Origin of the sequence: Janthinobacterium sp. (assembly GCF_009923995.1) — a bacterium.
Taxonomy (GTDB): Bacteria; Pseudomonadota; Gammaproteobacteria; order Burkholderiales; family Burkholderiaceae_D; genus Janthinobacterium.
Genome location: NZ_RFSK01000014.1, coordinates 58,302 through 78,009, shown reverse-complemented (window position 1 = coordinate 78,009; position 19,708 = coordinate 58,302). Strand labels below are relative to the sequence as shown.

Below are 19,708 nucleotides of genomic sequence, written 5' to 3'. Positions count from 1 at the left end.
CGCGCGCCTATCCGGCGCTGCAAGGCGCTGCGCCATGTCATACTCGAATAACCTCATTTATGGAGCCCCAGCTCATGTCAAAACCAGCCTACAAGCGCGTCCTCCTCAAGTTGTCCGGCGAAGCCCTGATGGGCGATGATCCCTACGGCATCAACCGCGCCACGATCGAGCGCATGGTGGCCGATGTGGCCGAGGTGGCGAAATTGGGTGTGGAACTGGCAATCGTGATTGGCGGCGGCAATATCTTCCGTGGCGTTGCGCCCGGCGCGCAAGGCATGGACCGTGCCACCGCCGACTACATGGGCATGCTTGCCACCGTGATGAATGCCCTGGCCCTGGCCGATGCCATGCGCCACGTGGGCATCACCGCGCGCGTCATGTCGGCCATCGGCATCGAACAGGTTGTCGAGCCGTACGTCCGTCCGAAAGCCCTGCAATACCTGGAAGAGGGTAAAGTGGTCGTCTTCGCCGCCGGTACCGGCAACCCCTTCTTTACCACCGACACGGCCGCGGCCCTGCGCGGTTCCGAGATCAGCGCCGAGATCGTCCTGAAGGCCACCAAGGTCGACGGCGTCTATACGGCCGATCCGAAGAAGGATCCGAACGCCACCCTGTTCAACACGATCACGTTCGACGACGCCATCGCCAAGCACCTGCAAGTGATGGATGCCACGGCATTCGCCCTGTGCCGCGACCAGAAACTGCCGATCAAGGTATTTTCGATCACCAAGCCGGGCGCGCTGATGCGCGTCATCATGGGCGAGGACGAAGGCACGCTGGTCCACGTATAAGGGAAGCGGAGCGCCGAGAAACCGTCCATGGCTGCGTTGCAGCGCCTCGCCGTACATTCGTACTGCCTTCGGCGCTGCGCCTTGCCCTGAACGGTTTTCGGCACTCCCGGCTGCGGTGCCATTAAAGCCGCAAGCGCAATAGAATATTCATTATTATCAAGACAAGGAGTAGGTAATGTCCTTAGCTGACGTTAAGAAAAACGCCCAGGAACGCATGGCAAAGTCGCTGGAAACACTGAGGGCCGATCTGGCCAAGGTGCGTACCGGCCGCGCCCATACGGGTATCCTGGACCACGTGATGGTCGAGTACTACGGTTCGCCGACGGCATTGACCCAGGTGGCCAACGTGACCCTGATCGATGCGCGCACCATCGGCGTGCAGCCATACGAAAAGAAGATGGCCTCGACCATCGAAAAAGCCATCCGCGACGCCGACCTGGGCTTGAACCCGTCGGCGCAGGGCGACCTGATCCGCGTGCCGACCCCGCCGCTGACGGAAGAGCGCCGCAAGGAAATGGTCAAACTGGTCAAGAGCGAAGCGGAAGACGCGAAAATTGCCGTGCGCAATATTCGTCGCGATGCGAATGAATCGCTGAAGAAGCTGGTCAAGGAAAAAGCCTGTTCCGAAGACGACGAGCGCCGCTCGTCGGAAGAAGTGCAGAAACTGACGGACAAGTTTATTGCCGACATCGACAAGATGGTCGTCGACAAAGAAAAAGAAGTGCTGACCGTCTAGTTTTCGGCCCCTTTGACACTGCCCGGAAAAGCATGGCTTTTCCGGGCAGTGCTATTTGGCGCATAATAGTTATCTTTTATTTTTGGCATTAGTGTTTTCATGATCTATTCGAGTTCGACAACGGCAGTACCGGAGGTGGGCACGGTGCCGCGCCATGTGGCAATCATTATGGATGGCAATGGTCGCTGGGCAACCAAGCGCTTCCTGCCCCGCGTGGCAGGCCACGTCAAGGGCGCCGACGCCGTGCGCGGTGTCGTCGAGCTTTGCCTCGACCGGGGCATCGAGTACCTGACCCTGTTTGCCTTCAGTTCGGAGAACTGGCGCCGCCCCGAAGAAGAGGTGTCGATGCTGATGCGCCTGTTCGTCACCATGCTGGAACGCGAAGTGGTCAAGATGCACGCCAACGATATCCGCCTGAAGGTGGTGGGCGACTTGTCGCGCTTCAATGAGCAGCTGCAAACCCTGATCGCCAACGCCGAACGCAAGACGGCCCGCAACACGCGCCTGACGGTGACCATCTGCGCCAACTACGGCGGCCGCTGGGACATCATGCAGGCAGTCAACAAAATGACGGCCGAGGCGGGGACCGATGGCCAGGCCGCCGGGCACGCCTACACGGAAGAGCAACTGGCGCCGCACCTGGCCATGGCCTACGCGCCCGAGCCCGACCTGTTCATCCGCACGGGCGGCGAACAGCGCATTTCCAATTTCCTGCTGTGGCAACTGGCGTACACTGAGTTGTATTTCACCGAGACTTTCTGGCCCGACTTCAATGTCGACTGCCTCGACGCGGCAATCGCGTCCTACCAGCAGCGCGAACGGCGCTTTGGCCGTACCAGCGCGCAACTAACTGAAAAGACAAACTGATGCTGAAAACACGGATAATCACCGCCCTGGTCTTGTTGGCGGTCTTGCTGCCGGTTCTGTATCTCAACTATTTCCCCGCTTTCGCCGTGATCGCCACGGCGTTCTTCGGCGCCGCCGTCTGGGAAAGCTTCCGCCTCTTCAAAAATCGCCATGCGCTCGTGATCGCGGCCGTCTGGACTGCCGCGTTCGCTTATACGTTTTTTGTCGGCAATGGCATGGCACAGCTCAATTTCTGGTTCGCCCTGTGCGTGGCCATCTGGCTGATCCGCTTCGTGCCGTCGCTGGCGACGGGCTTGCCGCCCATGGAAGGCCTGGGCAACACCTTGCTCAGCCTGGTGTACCCCGTCACCATCGTCGGCTGCTTCGTCGCCATCGTTGCCCTGTTCCTGCATAGCCCCTTGTTCCTGCTGTCCGTGATGGCCCTCGTCTGGATCGCCGACATCGGCGCCTATTTTTCGGGCAAGGCCTTCGGCAAGCGCAAGCTGGCGCCAAGTATTTCCCCTGGGAAATCCTGGGAAGGCGCCATCGGCGGCGGCATCGCCGTGCTCGTCATCGCCGCCATCACCATCGTGGCCGCGCCGTCGCTGCCGGTGCTGCAGGATACCTTTGCCGTGCAGCTGCAATTGCGCCGCGGCTGGCCCGTGGCCCTGCTGGTGCTGCTGCTGATCGTCGCCGCCAGCATCGTCGGCGACCTGTTCGAATCCCAATTGAAGCGCCGCGCCGGCATCAAGGACAGCAGCAACCTGCTGCCTGGCCATGGCGGCGTGCTTGACCGTATCGATGCCTTGATCCCGGTCCTGCCATTTGCCGCCCTCGTGGCAAGTTGGCTTTAAGGAAACTTTCATGCAATACATTACCATCCTTGGCGCGACCGGTTCGATCGGGGTGTCCACCCTGGACGTGCTCGCGCGTCATCCGGAGCAATACAGCGTGTATGCGCTGAGCGCCCATACCCGCGTGGCCGAGCTGGCCGCCCAGTGCCTGCAGTTCCGTCCCCAGCGCGCCGTCGTCGCCACGGCTGACGCCGCCCTTGAGCTGACGCGCTTGCTGCGCGGGCAGGGCGTCGAAACGCAGGTCGAGTATGGTGAGCAAGCCTTGTGCGCCATCGCCAGCGCGCCGCAGGTGACGGGCGTGATGGCGGCCATCGTCGGCGCCGCCGGCCTGGCGCCCACCCTGGCGGCTGCCCGTGCCGGCAAGAAAGTATTGCTGGCCAATAAAGAAGCGCTGGTCATGTCCGGCCAGCTGTTCATCGATGCCGTGCACGACAACGGTGCCGTGCTGCTGCCTATCGACAGCGAACACAACGCCATCTTCCAGTGTATGCCGCACGCCCACGGCCGCGCGCCGGGCGCCGCCGGCGTGGCGAAGATCGTGCTGACGGCCTCCGGCGGCCCCTTCCTCACGCGCGACGTCGAGACGCTGGACCAGGTGACGCCGGACCAGGCCTGCAAGCATCCGACCTGGGCCATGGGACGCAAGATTTCCGTCGATTCGGCCACCATGATGAACAAGGGCCTGGAAGTGATCGAGGCGCACTGGCTGTTCGGCGCCCCTGCCGAGCAGATCGAGGTGCTGATCCATCCGCAAAGCGTGATCCATTCCATGGTGTCGTACATCGACGGCTCCGTGCTGGCCCAACTGGGCAATCCGGACATGCGCACGCCCATCGCGCATGCGCTGGCGTATCCCCAGCGTATCGCTTCCGGCGTGGCGCAGCTTGACCTGGCGCAAGTGGCGACCCTGCAGTTCGAGCGTCCCGATTTCCGCCGCTTCCCCTGCCTGGCGCTGGCGTTCGACGCCCTGCGCGCGGGCGGCACGGCGCCGGCCCTGCTGAACGCGGCCAATGAAGTGGCCGTGCAAGCCTTCCTTGACGAGCAGATCGGCTTCCGCCAGATCGACCGCGTCATCGCCCACGTGATCGAGACGGTGCCGCATGGCGCCGCCTCCAGCATCGAGGCCGTGATGGAGCAGGACCGCCTGGCCCGCGCGGCGGCACGCGCCTTTATCGCGCACAGGCTGGCCGTATGACCCTGATTACCACCTTGCTGGCGTTTATCGTCGCGCTGGGCTCGCTGATCACGCTGCATGAGCTGGGCCACTATCTGGTGGCGCGCGCGTGCGGCGTGAAGGTGCTGCGCTTTTCCATCGGCATGGGAAAAGTCGTGTATTCGCGCAGGTTTGGCAAGGACCAGACGGAATGGGCCATTTCCGCGCTGCCGCTGGGCGGCTATGTGAGCATGCTCGACAGCCGCGCGCAGGACGTGAGCGGCTTGCCGGAAAGCGAATTGCGCCGTGAATTCACGCGCCAGAGCGTCTGGCGCCGCATCGCCATCGTCGCCGCCGGCCCGCTGGCCAATTTCCTCGTCGCCATCGCCCTGTACGCGGGCCTGTTCATGCATGGCATCGAAGAGCCGTCGAGCAAGCTTGGCCCCGTCGCCGAGCAGATGGCCGCCTACACGGCCGGCCTGCGCAGCGGCGATACCGTCGAGTCCGTGAATGGCAAGGCCGTGGCCAGCTGGTCCGAGCTGCGCTGGGAACTGATCCAGGCCACCCTCGACAAGCAGACCGCCCGCATCGACGTGCGCCGTCCCGACCGCGGCATGCAGGAAGCCATCCTGCCGACGGCCGGCCTGACGGAAGCGGACCTGGAAGGCGACGTGCTGGGCAAGCTGGGCCTGACGCTGGCCCGTTCGGCCCCGACCATGATGGAAATCCTGCCCGGCGGCGCCGCGGCGCGCGCCGGATTGCAGAAGGGCGACGAGATCCTCGCCATCGATGGCCAGCCCGTACAGGACGTGGGCGCCGTCATCGAGACCCTCAGCCGGGCGCCGGGACGCACCCTGCAATTGCAGCTGCTGCGCCATGGCCAGGACCTGACCGTGCCCATCACGCCGGAAGCCGTGCCGGTCGCGGGAGCAGAGGGAGCTGTAACAGTTGGTAAGATCCAGGCGAAGCTGGGACAGGTGCCGGATATGATCACCGTGGCCTCCGGACCGTTCTCTGCCGTGGGCAAGGCCTCCGCCAAGGTGTGGGATACCAGTGTCATGAGCCTGAAAATGCTGGGTAAAATGATCACTGGCCAGGTATCGCTGAAGAATGTGACCGGCCCGATTACCATCGCCGATTATGCGGGCCAGACGGCGCGCACCGGCCTGGTAAGCTACCTGAGCTTCATTGCCTTCATCAGTATCAGTCTGGGCGTGATGAATTTGCTACCCATTCCTGTTCTGGATGGCGGGCATTTGCTGTATTATTCGCTGGAAGTTTTGACCGGACGCCCCTTGCCGGAACGCGTAGGCGAGATTGCCCAACGCCTGGGGATAGGTTTGTTGCTGACCTTGATGGTGCTTGCCGTCTTTAATGACGTATTGCGGCTGATCAATTAATGCGATGGCGGATGCCATTGCGTAAGTCGCACAAGCAGTCTTTTGTGTATGTTGTCCATTGATTTACCATTGAATAACCCCAATGAAATTACATTCTGCTCGTTTTGCCTTGCCATCCTTTCGCCGCAGCCTGATAGGCGCTGCCGTCATGGCCTTCTGTGCCGGCCACGCGCTGGCCGTCCAGCCATTCACTGTCAAGGACATCCGGGTCGAAGGGATCCAGCGTACTGAAGCGGGCACCGTGTTTGCCTACCTGCCGGTGCGGGTCGGCGAGACGTTCTCCGACGAGAAGAGTATCGCCGCCATCAAGGCGCTGTATGCGACGGGCATGTTCAAGGATGTGCGCCTGGAAGTCGAAGGCGATGTGCTGGTGGTGCTGGTCGAGGAACGCCCGGCCATCGCATCGGTGGAATTTACCGGTACCAAGGAATTTGAAAAAGACGTGCTGGTCAAGGCCCTGAAGGAAATCGGCGTCGGTGAAGCCAAGATCTTCGACAAGGCGTCCGTCGACCGCGCGGAGCAGGAACTCAAGCGCCAGTACCTGTCGCATGGCCTGTACGGCGTGAAGATCACCACCACCGTCACGCCGATCGAGCGTAACCGCGTCAACGTCGTGTTCGCCGTCGACGAGGGCGACGTGGCCCGCATCAAGCAGATCAACATCGTCGGCAACAAGGCCTTCTCGGACAAAGAGCTGCGCGAGCAGCTGGCCCTGAACACGGGCGGCTGGTTCAGCTGGTACACCAAGGCGGACCAGTATTCGAAGACCAAGCTGACGGGCGATATCGAATCGCTCAAGTCCTTCTACCTCGATCGCGGCTATATTGAGATGCAGGTCGATTCGACCCAGGTCTCCATCACGCCCGACAAAAAAGACATCTACCTGACGATCAACATCACCGAAGGCGAGAAATACAAGGTCTCCGGCACCAAGTTCGAAGGCGAGATGTTCGGCCGCGAAGAAGAGCTCAAGGCCCTGAACCTGATGCGCGACGGCGACATCTACTCGGGCGCGCGCCTGACGGCGACGAACAAGCGCATCCAGGACCGCCTGGCCACGTTCGGCTACGCCTTTGCCAACGTCAACGCCAATCCCGAGATCAACCGCGAAAAGCATGAAGTGGCGTTTACCTTCTTCATCGATCCGGGCAAGCGCGTCTACGTGCGCCACATGAACATCGCGGGCAACACCACCACGCGCGATGAAGTCATCCGCCGCGAATTCCGCCAGTTCGAGTCGTCCTGGTACGACAGCAACAAGATCAAGCTGTCGCGCGACCGCGTCGACCGCCTCGGCTACTTCAAGGACGTGACCATCGACACGCCGGAAGCGCAGGGCACGACCGACCAGGTCGACGTCAACGTGACGGTGGTGGAAAAGCCGACGGGTAACTTCCTGATCGGCGGCGCGTTCTCGCAATCGGAAAAATTCACCCTGTCGGCCTCGATTTCGCAGGCCAACTTTGCCGGTAGCGGCAACACGGTCGGTATCGAACTCAATACCAGCCACTACAGCCGCACCATTGCGTTTTCGCAAACCAATCCGTATTACACGGACGACGGTATCTCGCGCAGCTTTGAAGTCTACCTGCGCACGACGGAACCGCCGGCGCTGAACATCGGCAGCTACAAGATCAAGCAGACGGGTGGCCGCGTCAGTTTCGGCGTGCCGTTCTCGGAAGTCGACACCATCTTCTTCGGCATCGGCGCCGAGCGTTCACGCATCGAGACCGATATCACCAGCCCGGTGCGCTTCAAGCAGTACGTGATCGACAACGGCGGCCCGTCCGACGGTATCGGTTCGGCTACCACGAATTCCATCCCGCTGACGGCGGCATGGCAGCGCGACAGCCGCGACAGCGCCCTGACGCCATCGATCGGCCGCTACCAGCGCGTCAACCTGGAGGCTGACCTGATCGGCGACCAGAAATACTTCCGTGCCATCTATGAGCACCAGTATTTCCGTCCGCTGTTCAGCAAGGTCACCCTGGCGCTGAAGGGCGAGATCGATTACGGCCATGGCATCGGCAACCACGTGTATCCCGTCTTCAAGAACTTCTACGGCGGCGGCATCGGTTCCGTGCGCGGCTACCTGAGTTCGTCGCTGGGCGCGGTCGAGCCGAGCACCAACGATGCGCTCGGCGGTGCTTCGCGCCTGATCGGTAACGCGGAATTGCAGATGCCATTCCCCGGTTCGGGCAATGACCGCAGCCTGCGCTGGTTCGGTTTCCTTGATGGCGGCCAGGTCTACCAGGAAGGCGAAAAGATGCGCATCTCGCAATTGCGCTATTCTGCTGGCTTGGGGATCAGCTGGATTTCACCGGTGGGCCCGCTCAAGCTGAGCTATGCCAAGCCGCTGAACGCCAAGCCGACGGACCGCCTGGAGCGCTTCCAGTTCCAGATGGGTACCGGTTTCTGACCGGCCCCATTCGAACCGGGCGCCAGCTTTCACTTTTTGACCATGGAGTATCATGAACACCGCATCCGCTACCCTGCCCAAGACCCTTGCCGCGATCGCATTGTGCTGGAGTTCGCTGTTGCCGGTGCAGGCGCAGGCTCAGGAGTCGAAGATCGCCTGGATCAGCAGCGAACGTATTTATAACGAATCGAGGCTGGCCAAGCTGGCCAGCGCCAAGCTGGCCGAGGAGTTCCGCTCGCGTGAAAAGGCCGTGCAGGAACTGGCGGCCCGCTTCAAGGTCGCCAACGAGGCCCTGGAAAAGGACATGCCGACCCTGAGCGAGGCGGAGCGCGCCAAGCGCCAGCGCGAGTTTTTCGAGCTGGACAAGGAATTGCAGCGCCGCCAGCGCGAATTCCGCGAAGACCTGAGCCAGCGCACGAATGAAGAGCGCAGCGCCATCGCGGAAAAAGCCAACACCATCATCCAGCAGATGGCGCATATCGAAGGCTATGACATCGTGCTGCAAGAGGCCCTGTGGGCCAGCCCGCGCATCGACATTACCGACAAGGTCTTGAAGGCGCTGGACAAGTAAAACGGTTTAACACCCGCAGTGCCGCCGCGGCGGAGGTGCGTGGCGCTTGAAAACGCAGCCGTGCGCAGGCACGGAAGCGCCGGGCCGACAGGCACGGGCGAGCGCAGGGCGCGCCGCCGCAGGCACTGGCAGGGGTATTTATAAAGGTACAAGATGGGCACTCGACTAGGAGAATTGGTCGAACGCTTCGGTGGTCAATTGGCGGGCGATGCCAACCTGGAAGTCACAGGAATCGCACCGCTGGCCGACGCCGGCGCTTCGCACATCAGCTTTCTCAGCAATAGCAAATTCCGCGCGCAGGCGGCCCAGAGCGGCGCTGCGGCGCTGATCCTCACGCCGACCGACGACGCGCTGATCGGCGCCGACTACGCCGGCGCGCGCATCGTCACCCCGAATCCCTATGTGTATTTCGCGCGCGCGGCGCAGTTTTTCGCCGCCCTGCATGAAATCAGGGCGCCGGCCGGCATCCACCCGAGCGCCTTTGTCGACGCCGGCGCGCAGGTGGACGCCAGCGCCTCCGTCGGCCCGCATGCGGTGATCGAGGCGGGCGCCGTGATCGGCGCCGGCTGTATCATCGGTCCCGGCTGCGTGGTGGGCCGCGATGCCGTCATCGGCGCCGGCACCCAGCTGTTCGCCAACGTGACGTTCCACGCGCGCTGCGTCATCGGCCAGCGCGGCATCCTCCATTCGGGCGCCGTGATCGGCACCGACGGATTCGGTTTCGCCAACGAAGGCGGCGTGTACATCAAGATACCGCAGACGGGCAGGGTGGTGATCGGTGACGATGTCGATATCGGCGCCAACACCACCATCGACCGTGGCGCACTGGCCGACACCATCATCGAAGATGGCGTCAAGCTGGATAACCAGATCCAGATCGGCCACAACTGCCATATCGGCGCGCACACGGCCATGGCCGGCTGCGTCGGCGTGGCGGGCAGCGCCATCATCGGCAAATACTGCACCTTTGGCGGGGCCGCCATGGTGCTGGGCCACCTGACGATCGCCGACCGCGTTCACGTCGGCTCGGGCAGCATGGTCTCGCGCTCGATCGCGGAACCTGGCCAGTACACGGGTTTTTATCCGCTGGCCAAGAACGCCGACTGGGAAAAGAGCGCCGCCATCGTGCGCAACCTGTCAAGCATGCGCGAGAAGATCCGCACGCTTGAAAAAACAATTAAAACACTGACCACGCAAGACGAAAAATGACTACTGAAAAAAAGACCCTCGACATCCTGGCCATCAAATCGCTGCTGCCGCACCGCTATCCGCTGCTGCTGGTGGACCGCGTGCTGGACTGGGAAGCGAACAAGACCATCACCGCCATCAAGAACGTGACGGTCAACGAAGAGTTCTTCCAGGGCCACTTCCCGCACAAGCCGGTCATGCCGGGCGTACTGATGATCGAAGCGCTGGCGCAGACGGCGGCCCTGCTGTCGTTCCTGTCGATGGGCGTGAAACCGGATGAAAACTCGGTGGTGTACTTTGTCGGCATCGACAATGCGCGCTTCAAGCGTCCCGTGGAACCGGGCGACCAGTTGAAGATGGACGTGGAAATCCTGCGTGTCTCGCGCGGCATCTGGAAATACAAGGCGGTCGGCTCGGTCGACGGCAAGGTGGCGCTGGAAGCTGAACTGATGTGCACCATCCGCAGCGCGCAGGATGCGAGCCAGTCCGCGAGCCATCCAGCGGGGCAGTAATGGCGGCCATCCACTCCACGGCAGTCATCGATCCGAAGGCCGAGCTGGACAGCTCGGTCGAGGTGGGGCCGTATTCCATCATCGGCCCGCACGTGCGCATCGCCGCCGGCACCAAGGTCGGCCCGCACGTGGTGATCGATGGTCATACGACGATCGGCGCGGGCAACCACCTGTTCCAGTTTTCGTCCATCGGCGCGCAGCCGCAGGATAAAAAATGGTCGGGCGAGGCGACGCGCCTGGAAATCGGCGACCGCAACACCATCCGCGAGTTCTGCACCTTCAACACCGGCACGGTGCAGGGCGGCGGCGTGACGCGCCTGGGCAATGACAACTGGATCTCGGCGTATGTCCACCTGGCGCATGATTGCCTGGTGGGCAATAACACGATTTTTTCGAACAATGCCCAGCTGGCGGGCCACGTGGAAATCGGCGACTGGGTCATCATGAGCGGTTTCGCCAACGTGCACCAGTTCTGCAAGATCGGCGCGCATGCCTTCGTCGGCATGAGCACCAGCCTGACGCAGGACGTGCCGCCGTTCGTGCTCCTGAGCGGCAATCCGGCGCAGGCGCACGGCGTCAATATCGAGGGCTTGAAACGCCGCGGCTTTACGCGCGAGCAGATCAACGGCATCCGTGCCGCGTATAAACTGATCTACCGCTCGGGCCTGACCCTCGACGAGGCCAAGGCGGCCCTGTTCGAAGAAGAGCAGGCGTCCTCTCCCGAGGTGGCGGAACACATTCGCGCCATGCGCGAATTCCTTGGCGTGGCGTCGCGTGGCATCGTCCGCTGACCAGGCCAGCGGCCTGTCGGTCGCCATCGTCGCCGGCGAGGTGTCGGGCGACCTGCTGGCCAGCCGGCTGCTGTCCGGCCTCGTGCCGCAGCTGCCCGGCGCGCGTTTCCACGGCATCGGCGGCGAGCACATGGCCAGGCAGGGTTTTGTCTCCGACTGGCCGCTCGACAAGCTGACGGTGCGCGGCCTGTTCGAGATCATTCCCCGCTACCGCGAAATCAAGGGCATCCAGAACGCGCTGCGCGACCAGCTGCTGGCCGAGCGGCCCGCCGTCTTTATCGGCGCCGACTATCCGGGCTTCAACCTGGGACTGGAACAGCAGCTCAAGGAGGGCGGCATCCCCACCGTGCACTACATCGGGCCGCAGATCTGGGCCTGGCGCGGCGGCCGCATCAAGAAAATCATCAAGGCCGTCTCGCACATGCTGGTGATCTTCCCGTTCGAGGAAGAGATTTACCGCAAGGCGGGCGTGCCCGTCACCTACGTCGGCCATCCGCTGGCGGAAATGATTCCCCTGCAGCCCGACGAGGCGGCCGCGCGCCGCACCCTGGGCCTGCCCGAGGACGCGAACGTGGTGACCCTGATGCCGGGCAGCCGCATGGGCGAACTCAAATACAACACGGCGGCGTTCGTCGGCGCCTGCAAGCTGCTGCTGGCGCGCGACCGTTCCTTGCGCTTCGTCGCCCCCATGGCCGGCGAGAAGCAGCGCCAGTACTTTTTGCAGCTGATTGCGGAAGCCGGCCTGCAGGACGTCGAGATCCTGCTCACCGACGGCGGCTCGCACACGGCCATCTGCGCCGCCGATGCCGTGCTGGTGGCGTCCGGTACGGCGTCGCTGGAAGTGGCGCTGTACAAGAAGCCCATGGTCATCGCCTACAGGATGATGCGCGCCTCGTGGGAAATCATGCGCCACATGGGCTACCAGCCGTGGATAGGCTTGCCCAACATCCTCGCACGCGATTACCTGGTGCCCGAGCTGCTGCAGAATGCGGCCAGCCCGCAGGCGCTGGCCGACGCCATGTGGCAGCAGCTGAGCGACGTGCCGGGCCGTCTGCGCCTGGTGCAGCGCTTCACGGACATGCATCACAGCCTGCTGCGCGACAGCGCGCAGGAGAGCGCGCATGCGGTCATGCAGGTCATCGCCGCCAACCGCAAGTAAGCACCGTTTCAACTGCAGTTCCTGACAAAGATCCAACGTGAAAAATATCTATCCCGGCCTGTTTGACGACTTGCCATTCTCGCCCGACGAAATCGTCTGCGGCGTCGACGAGGCAGGGCGCGGTCCGCTGGCCGGCCCCGTCTTTGCCGCCGCCGTGATCCTCGACCCGAACCAGCCCATCGACGGCCTGCGCGACTCGAAAAAACTCACGGAAGCCAGGCGCGACCTGCTGGCGCCGCAGATCAAGGCCAAGGCCCTGGCCTGGGCCATCGCCGAAGCGTCGGAAGAGGAAATCGACCGCCTGAACATCCTGCAGGCGTCCATGCTGGCCATGCGCCGCGCCGTCGAGGCGCTGGCCACCGTGCCGACCCTGGCCCTGATCGACGGCAACCGCTGCCCCGTGATGCCGGTGCGCGGCATGGCCATCATCGGCGGCGACGACAAGGTCGATGCGATTTCCGCCGCCTCCATCCTGGCCAAGACGGCGCGCGACGCCGCCCTCGTGCACCTGCATGCGGCCTATCCCGAATACTGCTTCGACCAGCACAAGGGCTACGGCACCAAGCTGCACCTGGAGCGCCTGCACCTGCATGGCGCCTCGCCCGTGCACCGCCGCTCGTTCGCCCCCGTGCGCAACGTGATCGCCCTGTTCGGCGCGCAGGAGGAGCTGGCATGAAGACGATTACTTCGCGCGACAACGCGCAATACAAGGATCTGCTGAAGCTGGCGGGCAGTTCGCAGGCGCGCCGCAAGTCGGGCCGCACCCTGCTCGACGGCGTGCACCTGTGCCTGTCGTATCTGCAGCTGCGCGGCATGCCGGAACAGTGCATCGTCAGCGAAAGCGCCTTGCAGAACGCGGAAGTGATGGACATCGTGGGCCAGCTGGAAAGCCAGCGTGCCCACGTGCTGGGCTTGCCCGACGCGCTGTACAACGCCGTGAGCCAGGTGGAACACGGCGTGGGCGTGATGTTCCTCATCGAGACGCCGGAACGGGCCGTCACGGCGCCCGTCAGCGTCTCGGCCGTGCTGCTCGATAACCTGCAGGACCCGGGCAACGTCGGCTCCATCCTGCGCAGCGCGGCCGCGGCCGGCATCACGCAGGTGTACTGCAGCGCCGGCACGGCCTTCTGCTGGTCGCCGAAGGTGCTGCGCGCGGCCATGGGCGCGCATTTCGTGCTCGATATCTTTGAAAACGTCGATCTGGCGGCGCTGGTCGCCGGCGCCAAGGTGGCGACCCTGGCCACCAGCGGCTACGCCACCCAGCGCCTGTACGACGTCGACCTGCGCCAGCCCGTGGCCTGGCTGTTCGGCCATGAAGGGCAGGGCGTCGCCGACGACCTGCTGTCGATGGCGACGCACCAGGTGGTCATTCCCCACCTTGGCCAGGTCGAATCGCTGAACGTGGCCGCCTGCGCCGCCGTATGCTTTTTCGAGCAGGTGCGCCAGGGCCTGGCGTAGGCGCCAGGGCCGCAGATGCAAAACGGGGCCGCCAGGGCCCCGTTTTCGCATCCTGCGCCGGCGAATCAGTATTCGCGGCGGTTCGGCTTGATCTCCTGCAGGATCGTCGTGGAGATCTCCTCGATCGACTTGGTGGTCGAGGACAGCCAGCGGATGCCTTCGCGTTTCATCATCTTTTCCGCCTCGTTGACCTCGTAGCGGCAGTTTTCAATGGCCGCATACTTGCTGCCAGCCCGTCTTTCGTTGCGTATTTCCGACAAACGTTCGGGCGTAATGCTCAATCCGAAAATTTTATTCTTAAATTCGTGCAGGGCCGTGGGCAGCTTCTCGCGCTCGAAATCATCAGGAATCAGCGGATAGTTGGCCGCCTTGATGCCGTACTGCATCGCCAGATACAGGCTGGTCGGGGTCTTGCCAGAGCGGGAAACACCCACCAGAATGACATCGGCCGATGACAGGTTCTTGTGCGACTGCCCGTCGTCATGCGCCAGCGAATAGTTGATCGCCTCGATGCGGTTCTTGTACTCCTCGCTGTCGACGATATTGTGCGAGCGGCCGATGGTGTGGGTGGACATCACGCCCAGCTCCTGCTCCAGCGGGGCGACGAAGGTCTGGATCAGGTCCATGTGCATGCCGCTGGACTTGCGGATCACGGCCGACAAATCGCTTTTCACCAGGGTCGAGAAGATGATGGGCTTCTGGCCATCGGCGGCGAAGGCTTCATTGATCTTGCGCGCCGCCTCGTAGGCCTTGTCCATGGTGTCGATGAAGGGCAGGCGGATCTGGCGGAAACGCAGTTCGAACTGCGTCAGCACCGAGTGGCCGAAAGTCTCGGCGGTGATGCCGGTACCGTCCGAAACAAAGAAAACGGTGCGGGCCGCGGAGGGCAGAGGGGGGCGTGGTTCTTGTGTCATGGGTCTTCGGATCAAGATTGTGCGTCGTCAATTTGCGCCGCACAAGGTAAAATGGCTGTAACGGTATGATTGTGCTGCACGACGCCAAGAATAACAAGAAGACTGTCTGTGCGCCTCGCGTAAAGATTTCTATCATCAGTAAGGGTGTCATTATGACCAACGCAGTATCGCAGGAGAAAGACAAGGACGCGGTGTACGTCGCCTCGTTCGAGCATTTGCGCATGACGGATGTCGAATCCGTCGGCGGCAAGAACGCCTCCCTGGGCGAAATGATCAGCCAGCTGGCGGAAGCCGGCGTGCGCGTGCCGGGTGGCTTCGCCACCACGGCGCAGGCTTTCCGCGACTTCCTGTCGTATAGCGCCAATGGCGGCCTGCCGCTGGCTGAACGCATCGCCCAGCGCCTCGAAGGCCTGGACATCGACGACGTGCGCGCGCTGGCGCAAGCCGGTGCCGAGATCCGTCAATGGATCGTCGAAACCCCGTTCCAGCCACGCCTGGCCGCCGAAATCGACCAGTTCTACGCCAAGCTGGTGGCCGACTCCGATACGGAAATGTCGTTTGCCGTGCGTTCCTCGGCCACGGCGGAAGACTTGCCGGACGCCTCTTTTGCTGGCCAGCAAGAAACCTTCCTGAACGTGGTGGGCATCGACAACGTGCTCGAAGCCATGAAACAGGTGTTCGCCTCGCTGTACAACGACCGCGCCATCTCGTATCGCGTGCACAAGGGCTTTACGCATGCTGAAGTGGCCCTGTCGGCCGGCGTGCAGCGCATGGTGCGTTCCGACCTGGGCGCGGCCGGCGTGATGTTCACCATCGACACGGAATCGGGCTTCAAGGACGTGGTCTTCGTCACCTCCAGCTATGGCCTGGGCGAGACCGTGGTGCAGGGCGCCGTCAATCCCGACGAATTCTACGTGCACAAGCCGATGCTGGAAAAGGGCAAGTCGCCCGTGATCCGCCGCAATATCGGTTCGAAGCTGCTGAAGATGGAATTCACGAACGAAGCGAAAGCCGGCCGTTCCGTGAAAACCGTCGACGTGCCCGTGGAAATGCGCAACCGCTACTCGCTGAACGACAGCGAAGTGGTGGAACTGGCAAAATACGCCGTCATCATCGAAAACCACTACGGCCGTCCGATGGACATCGAGTGGGGCAAGGATGGCCGCGACGGCAAGCTGTACATCCTGCAGGCGCGTCCCGAGACCGTCAAGTCGCAGCAGAAGGCGACCGACGTGCAGGAACGCTTCAAGCTGAAAAGCACGGGCACTGTGCTGACCTCCGGCCGCGCCATCGGCCAGAAGATCGGCGCCGGCCCCGTGCGCGTGATCCACGACCCGGCCGACATGGAACGCGTGCAGCCGGGCGACGTGCTCGTTGCCGACATGACGGACCCGAACTGGGAACCGGTCATGAAGCGCGCCTCGGCCATCGTCACCAACCGTGGCGGCCGTACTTGCCACGCAGCAATTATTGCCCGTGAACTCGGCGTTCCCGCCGTCGTCGGCTGCGGCGACGCGACCGACGTGCTGAAGGATGGCACGTTTGTTACCGTCGTGTGCTCCGAAGGCGACGAAGGCAAGATCTACGATGGCCTGCTGGAAACGGAAGTGTCGGAAGTGTCGCGCGGCGAATTGCCGAAGCTCGATACCAAGATCATGCTCAACGTGGGCAATCCGCAGCTGGCCTTCGACTTCCAGTCCGTGCCGAACGCCGGCGTGGGCCTGGCGCGCCTGGAATTCATCATCAATAACAATATTGGTGTGCATCCGCGCGCGATCCTGGAATACCCGAACATCGATGCCGACCTGAAAAAGGCCGTGGAATCGGTGGCGCGGGGCCACGCGTCGCCGAAGGCTTTCTACATCGACAAGCTGGCCGAAGGCATCGCCACCATCGCCGCCGCGTTCTGGCCGAAAAAGGTCATCGTGCGCCTGTCCGACTTCAAGTCGAACGAGTACAAGAAGCTGATCGGCGGTTCGCGCTACGAGCCGGACGAGGAAAACCCGATGCTGGGCTTCCGCGGTGCGGCGCGCTACCTGTCGGCCGACTTCTCCGAAGCGTTCAACATGGAATGCGAAGCGATGAAGCGCGTGCGCAATGACATGGGCCTGACGAACGTGGAAATCATGGTGCCATTCGTGCGCACCCTGGGCCAGGCCGAGAAAGTCATCGACCTGCTGGCGAAAAACGGCTTGAAGCGGGGCGAGAACGACCTGCGCGTCATCATGATGTGCGAAGTGCCGTCGAACGCCATCCTGGCCGACCAGTTCCTCGACCATTTCGACGGTTTCTCGATCGGCTCGAACGACCTGACCCAGCTGACCCTGGGCCTGGACCGCGATTCCGGCATGGAATTGCTGGCTGCCGACTTCGACGAGCGCGATCCTGCCGTGAAAGCCCTGCTGGCCCTGGCCATCAAGGCTTGCCTGGCACGCGGCAAGTACATCGGCATCTGCGGCCAGGGTCCTTCCGACCATCCGGACTTCGCCGTCTGGCTGATGGAGCAGGGCATCGAATCGATGTCCCTGAATCCCGACTCGGTGATCGACACGTGGCAGAAGCTGGCTGCGCTGAAAGCGTAAGCGTCTTTCGCACTTCCTGAAAAAACCCGCTGCCGGTCCCTGGCAGCGGGTTTTTTTATGCGCCGTCACCTGCATCAAGTCCGCGGCGGATGGCGCACGCGCATGAATGATGAGGAAGCGCAAGATCAGCTAAAATGATTCCACCAACACATTGACGGGAGTTCATATGGCAAGCAAGAAACCGACCAAAGCTGCAAAGATCGACATCGGCATTTCGGAAGCGGACCGCGCGAAGATCGCGGAGGGCCTGTCCGGCCTGCTGGCCGACAGCTACACCTTGTACCTGATGACCCACAATTTCCACTGGAACGTCAAGGGACCGATGTTCAACACCCTGCACCTGATGTTCATGACCCAGTACACGGAACAGTGGGGCGCGCTGGACCTGATCGCCGAGCGCATCCGCGCCCTCGGCTACCCGGCGCCGGGCACCTACAAGGAATTCGTCAAGCTGGCCTCGATCAAGGAAATCGACGGCGTGCCGCCGGCGCTGGAGATGGTCAGCCACCTGGTGGTGGCGCAGGAAGCGACCGCGCGCACGGCGCGCCGCCTGTTCCCGCTGCTGGAGAAAGCCAATGACCAGCCGACGGCCGACCTGATCACGCAGCGCCTGGACCTGCATGAAAAGACCGCGTGGATGCTGCGCAGCCTGCTGGAGGAATAAACGCCTGGCCGGCGGCGCTAATTCGCCCCTGACTATTGACGCCATCAGGAATTGCGTTAGACTGCTTGTATATAGGTGTGTGGCAAGAATAATATCAGGCAGTACTGCGCATCAAACCCCGTCGCTTATATAGGCTGCGGGGTTTTTTATTTTTGGATTCAAAAGATGGAGGCATCATGGCTGAATGGGTAGGCTGGTTTGTGGCCGCTGGCGCGGTATTGATCCTGGAATTGTTTACTGGCACGTTTTATCTGCTGATGATTGCCATCGGCATCAGTGCGGGCGGATTGGTGGCGCTGGCGGGCGGCAATGGCAGCTGGCAGGCCGTGACGGCCGCCATAGTCGGCGTGGCCGCTACCTTGTTATTGCGGCGCAGCCGCTTTGGCAAGGCGGCGCGGCGCGATGCGGCCCAGGATCCGAATGTGAATCTCGATATCGGCCAAAGCGTGGCCGTGGCGCATTGGGTCGATGGCGCGGCGCGCGTCATGTATCGCGGCGCCTTGTGGGATGTGGAATTGATACCCGGCAGCGATACGCAAGCCGGTCATTACACCATACGTGCCGTGCGTGGCAGCCGTTTGATTGTTGGATAACCTGGAGAGTAGATTATGGAAGTAAGCATCGGAAGCGTGTCGCTGATCTTGTTATTGCTGGCATTGGTATTTGTCTTCAAGACGGTCAATGTGGTGCCGCAGCAGCATGCCTGGGTAGTGGAGCGGTTGGGTAAATTCCACGCGGTACTGGGGCCAGGCTTGAATATCGTCGTGCCTTTTGTTGACCGCATCGCTTACAAGCACGTGCTCAAGGAAATTCCCCTCGATGTGCCGCCACAGGTGTGCATTACGCGCGATAACACGCAATTGCAGGTGGACGGGATTCTGTATTTCCAGATCACCGATGCCATGCGCGCCTCATATGGCTCGTCGAATTACATTGCGGCCATTACGCAGCTGGCGCAGACCACTTTGCGTTCCGTCATTGGCAAGATGGAACTCGACAAGACTTTTGAAGAACGCGACCATATCAATACGGCCATCGTGAATGCCATCGATGAATCGGCCGCCAATTGGGGCGTCAAGGTATTACGCTATGAAATCAAGGATTTGACGCCGCCGAAGGAAATCCTGCATGCCATGCAGGCGCAAATCACTGCAGAACGCGAAAAGCGTGCCCTGATCGCCGCCTCGGAAGGGCGCAAGCAGGAGCAGATCAATATCGCCAGCGGCGAGCGTGAAGCCGCCATTGCCCGCTCGGAAGGCGAGAAGCAGGCCTCCATCAATCGCGCCGAAGGGCAGGCCACGGCCATCGTGGCCCTGGCGCAAGCCAGTGCCGAGGCTCTACGCCAGGTAGGCGCCGCCATCCGCGAGCCGGGCGGCGAAGATGCGGTCAACCTGAAAGTTGCTGAACAGTATGTAAGCGCGTTTGCGCAACTGGCAAAAACGAATAACTCGATTATCGTGCCTGCCAACCTGGGCGACATGAGCGGTCTGATCGCGACGGCGATGCAGGTGGTCAAAAGCCAGAAGCCGAAAAGCGGCGTGGCGATTCCCTGAGTTTCCAGCCTGACTAGTCAATTAATAGTAAGTCCCTGGTAAGTTCGCCGCATCGCTGTCGATATGCCGCCCGCCTGAAATGGTGGGCGGTTTGCATTTGTACCCTGGCAATATCCG

At 62.3% G+C, this 19,708-nt stretch carries 19 protein-coding genes; 18 read left to right on the top strand and 1 reads right to left on the bottom strand.

Going from position 1 to position 19,708, the window contains the following annotated elements; genetic code table 11:
* Nucleotides 1-74 precede the first annotated feature (74 nt).
* The 14 genes from pyrH to EBS11_RS09910 all read left to right on the top strand — a co-directional run bounded on the left by pyrH (nucleotide 75) and on the right by EBS11_RS09910 (nucleotide 13,878).
* Entirely contained in the window at nucleotides 75-791 is a 717-nt protein-coding gene (gene pyrH, locus EBS11_RS09975; RefSeq protein WP_092715775.1) for a UMP kinase, read from the top strand.
* 175 nt (nucleotides 792-966) lie between these two features.
* On the top strand, nucleotides 967-1,527 hold the full coding sequence (frr, locus tag EBS11_RS09970; RefSeq protein ID WP_290602408.1) for a ribosome recycling factor: 561 nt from the start codon (nucleotides 967-969) through the stop codon (nucleotides 1,525-1,527).
* Nucleotides 1,528-1,626: 99 nt separating this feature from the next.
* Nucleotides 1,627-2,394 (top strand): polyprenyl diphosphate synthase, encoded by a 768-nt coding sequence (gene uppS, locus EBS11_RS09965; protein ID WP_290602406.1) that lies wholly within the window; start codon nucleotides 1,627-1,629, stop codon nucleotides 2,392-2,394.
* Nucleotides 2,394-3,227 (top strand): phosphatidate cytidylyltransferase, encoded by an 834-nt coding sequence (locus EBS11_RS09960; RefSeq protein ID WP_290602404.1) that lies wholly within the window; start codon nucleotides 2,394-2,396, stop codon nucleotides 3,225-3,227. Before uppS ends, EBS11_RS09960 begins: the two co-directional genes overlap by 1 nt.
* Before the next feature lie 10 nt (nucleotides 3,228-3,237).
* Nucleotides 3,238-4,422 (top strand): 1-deoxy-D-xylulose-5-phosphate reductoisomerase, encoded by a 1,185-nt coding sequence (gene ispC, locus EBS11_RS09955; RefSeq protein WP_290602402.1) that lies wholly within the window; start codon nucleotides 3,238-3,240, stop codon nucleotides 4,420-4,422.
* Nucleotides 4,419-5,780: an RIP metalloprotease RseP gene (gene rseP / locus EBS11_RS09950; protein WP_290602401.1), complete on the top strand. Its 1,362-nt coding sequence runs from the start codon at nucleotides 4,419-4,421 to the stop codon at nucleotides 5,778-5,780. Before ispC ends, rseP begins: the two co-directional genes overlap by 4 nt.
* 82 nt (nucleotides 5,781-5,862) lie before the next feature.
* On the top strand, nucleotides 5,863-8,199 hold the full coding sequence (bamA, locus tag EBS11_RS09945) for an outer membrane protein assembly factor BamA (protein ID WP_290602400.1): 2,337 nt from the start codon (nucleotides 5,863-5,865) through the stop codon (nucleotides 8,197-8,199).
* 52 nt (nucleotides 8,200-8,251) lie between these two features.
* Nucleotides 8,252-8,770, top strand: a complete 519-nt coding sequence (locus EBS11_RS09940) for an OmpH family outer membrane protein (RefSeq protein WP_290602399.1) — start codon at nucleotides 8,252-8,254, stop codon at nucleotides 8,768-8,770.
* 153 nt (nucleotides 8,771-8,923) lie between these two features.
* Nucleotides 8,924-9,979 (top strand): UDP-3-O-(3-hydroxymyristoyl)glucosamine N-acyltransferase, encoded by a 1,056-nt coding sequence (gene lpxD, locus EBS11_RS09935; protein ID WP_290602398.1) that lies wholly within the window; start codon nucleotides 8,924-8,926, stop codon nucleotides 9,977-9,979.
* Nucleotides 9,976-10,470 (top strand): 3-hydroxyacyl-ACP dehydratase FabZ, encoded by a 495-nt coding sequence (fabZ, locus tag EBS11_RS09930; protein WP_290602396.1) that lies wholly within the window; start codon nucleotides 9,976-9,978, stop codon nucleotides 10,468-10,470. The genes lpxD and fabZ overlap by 4 nt, the downstream gene beginning before the upstream one ends.
* Nucleotides 10,470-11,261 carry an acyl-ACP--UDP-N-acetylglucosamine O-acyltransferase gene (lpxA, locus tag EBS11_RS09925; RefSeq protein WP_290602394.1) on the top strand — a complete coding sequence of 264 codons (792 nt, stop codon included), beginning with the start codon at nucleotides 10,470-10,472 and terminating at the stop codon, nucleotides 11,259-11,261. Before fabZ ends, lpxA begins: the two co-directional genes overlap by 1 nt.
* Nucleotides 11,245-12,420, top strand: coding sequence for a lipid-A-disaccharide synthase (gene lpxB, locus EBS11_RS09920; protein WP_290602392.1), 1,176 nt, complete (start codon nucleotides 11,245-11,247; stop codon nucleotides 12,418-12,420). Before lpxA ends, lpxB begins: the two co-directional genes overlap by 17 nt.
* 37 nt (nucleotides 12,421-12,457) lie before the next feature.
* Nucleotides 12,458-13,096 carry a ribonuclease HII gene (gene rnhB / locus EBS11_RS09915; protein ID WP_290602390.1) on the top strand — a complete coding sequence of 213 codons (639 nt, stop codon included), beginning with the start codon at nucleotides 12,458-12,460 and terminating at the stop codon, nucleotides 13,094-13,096.
* Nucleotides 13,093-13,878 carry an RNA methyltransferase gene (locus EBS11_RS09910; protein ID WP_290602388.1) on the top strand — a complete coding sequence of 262 codons (786 nt, stop codon included), beginning with the start codon at nucleotides 13,093-13,095 and terminating at the stop codon, nucleotides 13,876-13,878. Before rnhB ends, EBS11_RS09910 begins: the two co-directional genes overlap by 4 nt.
* Before the next feature lie 65 nt (nucleotides 13,879-13,943).
* On the opposite strand, the gene EBS11_RS09905 is transcribed toward EBS11_RS09910, so the two are convergent.
* Nucleotides 13,944-14,792 carry a pyruvate, water dikinase regulatory protein gene (locus tag EBS11_RS09905; protein WP_290602387.1) on the bottom strand — a complete coding sequence of 283 codons (849 nt, stop codon included), beginning with the start codon at nucleotides 14,790-14,792 and terminating at the stop codon, nucleotides 13,944-13,946.
* Nucleotides 14,793-14,944: 152 nt separating this feature from the next.
* On the opposite strand from EBS11_RS09905, the gene ppsA reads away from it, so the two are divergent.
* From ppsA to EBS11_RS09885, 4 genes are all read left to right on the top strand, one after another.
* On the top strand, nucleotides 14,945-17,374 hold the full coding sequence (gene ppsA / locus EBS11_RS09900; protein WP_290602386.1) for a phosphoenolpyruvate synthase: 2,430 nt from the start codon (nucleotides 14,945-14,947) through the stop codon (nucleotides 17,372-17,374).
* A gap of 166 nt (nucleotides 17,375-17,540) precedes the next feature.
* Nucleotides 17,541-18,038, top strand: coding sequence for a Dps family protein (locus tag EBS11_RS09895; RefSeq protein ID WP_290602385.1), 498 nt, complete (start codon nucleotides 17,541-17,543; stop codon nucleotides 18,036-18,038).
* A gap of 176 nt (nucleotides 18,039-18,214) precedes the next feature.
* The gene (locus EBS11_RS09890; protein WP_100872737.1) at nucleotides 18,215-18,631 is read left to right on the top strand and encodes an NfeD family protein; all 417 of its coding nucleotides are present in this window, start codon (nucleotides 18,215-18,217) and stop codon (nucleotides 18,629-18,631) included.
* A 15-nt stretch (nucleotides 18,632-18,646) separates the two neighbouring features.
* Nucleotides 18,647-19,591 (top strand): stomatin-like protein, encoded by a 945-nt coding sequence (locus EBS11_RS09885; RefSeq protein ID WP_290602383.1) that lies wholly within the window; start codon nucleotides 18,647-18,649, stop codon nucleotides 19,589-19,591.
* Nucleotides 19,592-19,708 lie beyond the last annotated feature (117 nt).

Coding starts and splice junctions, on each gene's coding strand:
- EBS11_RS09890 (WP_100872737.1), top strand. CDS start 18,215: ATGGCTGAATGGGTAGGCTGGTTTGTGGCCGCTGGCGCGGTATTGATC.
- EBS11_RS09885 (WP_290602383.1), top strand. CDS start 18,647: ATGGAAGTAAGCATCGGAAGCGTGTCGCTGATCTTGTTATTGCTGGCA.
- EBS11_RS09910 (WP_290602388.1), top strand. CDS start 13,093: ATGAAGACGATTACTTCGCGCGACAACGCGCAATACAAGGATCTGCTG.
- EBS11_RS09905 (WP_290602387.1), bottom strand. CDS start 14,792: ATGACACAAGAACCACGCCCCCCTCTGCCCTCCGCGGCCCGCACCGTT.
- pyrH (WP_092715775.1), top strand. CDS start 75: ATGTCAAAACCAGCCTACAAGCGCGTCCTCCTCAAGTTGTCCGGCGAA.
- lpxA (WP_290602394.1), top strand. CDS start 10,470: ATGGCGGCCATCCACTCCACGGCAGTCATCGATCCGAAGGCCGAGCTG.
- EBS11_RS09940 (WP_290602399.1), top strand. CDS start 8,252: ATGAACACCGCATCCGCTACCCTGCCCAAGACCCTTGCCGCGATCGCA.
- EBS11_RS09895 (WP_290602385.1), top strand. CDS start 17,541: ATGGCAAGCAAGAAACCGACCAAAGCTGCAAAGATCGACATCGGCATT.
- bamA (WP_290602400.1), top strand. CDS start 5,863: ATGAAATTACATTCTGCTCGTTTTGCCTTGCCATCCTTTCGCCGCAGC.
- lpxD (WP_290602398.1), top strand. CDS start 8,924: ATGGGCACTCGACTAGGAGAATTGGTCGAACGCTTCGGTGGTCAATTG.
- ispC (WP_290602402.1), top strand. CDS start 3,238: ATGCAATACATTACCATCCTTGGCGCGACCGGTTCGATCGGGGTGTCC.
- fabZ (WP_290602396.1), top strand. CDS start 9,976: ATGACTACTGAAAAAAAGACCCTCGACATCCTGGCCATCAAATCGCTG.
- rseP (WP_290602401.1), top strand. CDS start 4,419: ATGACCCTGATTACCACCTTGCTGGCGTTTATCGTCGCGCTGGGCTCG.
- frr (WP_290602408.1), top strand. CDS start 967: ATGTCCTTAGCTGACGTTAAGAAAAACGCCCAGGAACGCATGGCAAAG.
- EBS11_RS09960 (WP_290602404.1), top strand. CDS start 2,394: ATGCTGAAAACACGGATAATCACCGCCCTGGTCTTGTTGGCGGTCTTG.
- ppsA (WP_290602386.1), top strand. CDS start 14,945: ATGACCAACGCAGTATCGCAGGAGAAAGACAAGGACGCGGTGTACGTC.
- uppS (WP_290602406.1), top strand. CDS start 1,627: ATGATCTATTCGAGTTCGACAACGGCAGTACCGGAGGTGGGCACGGTG.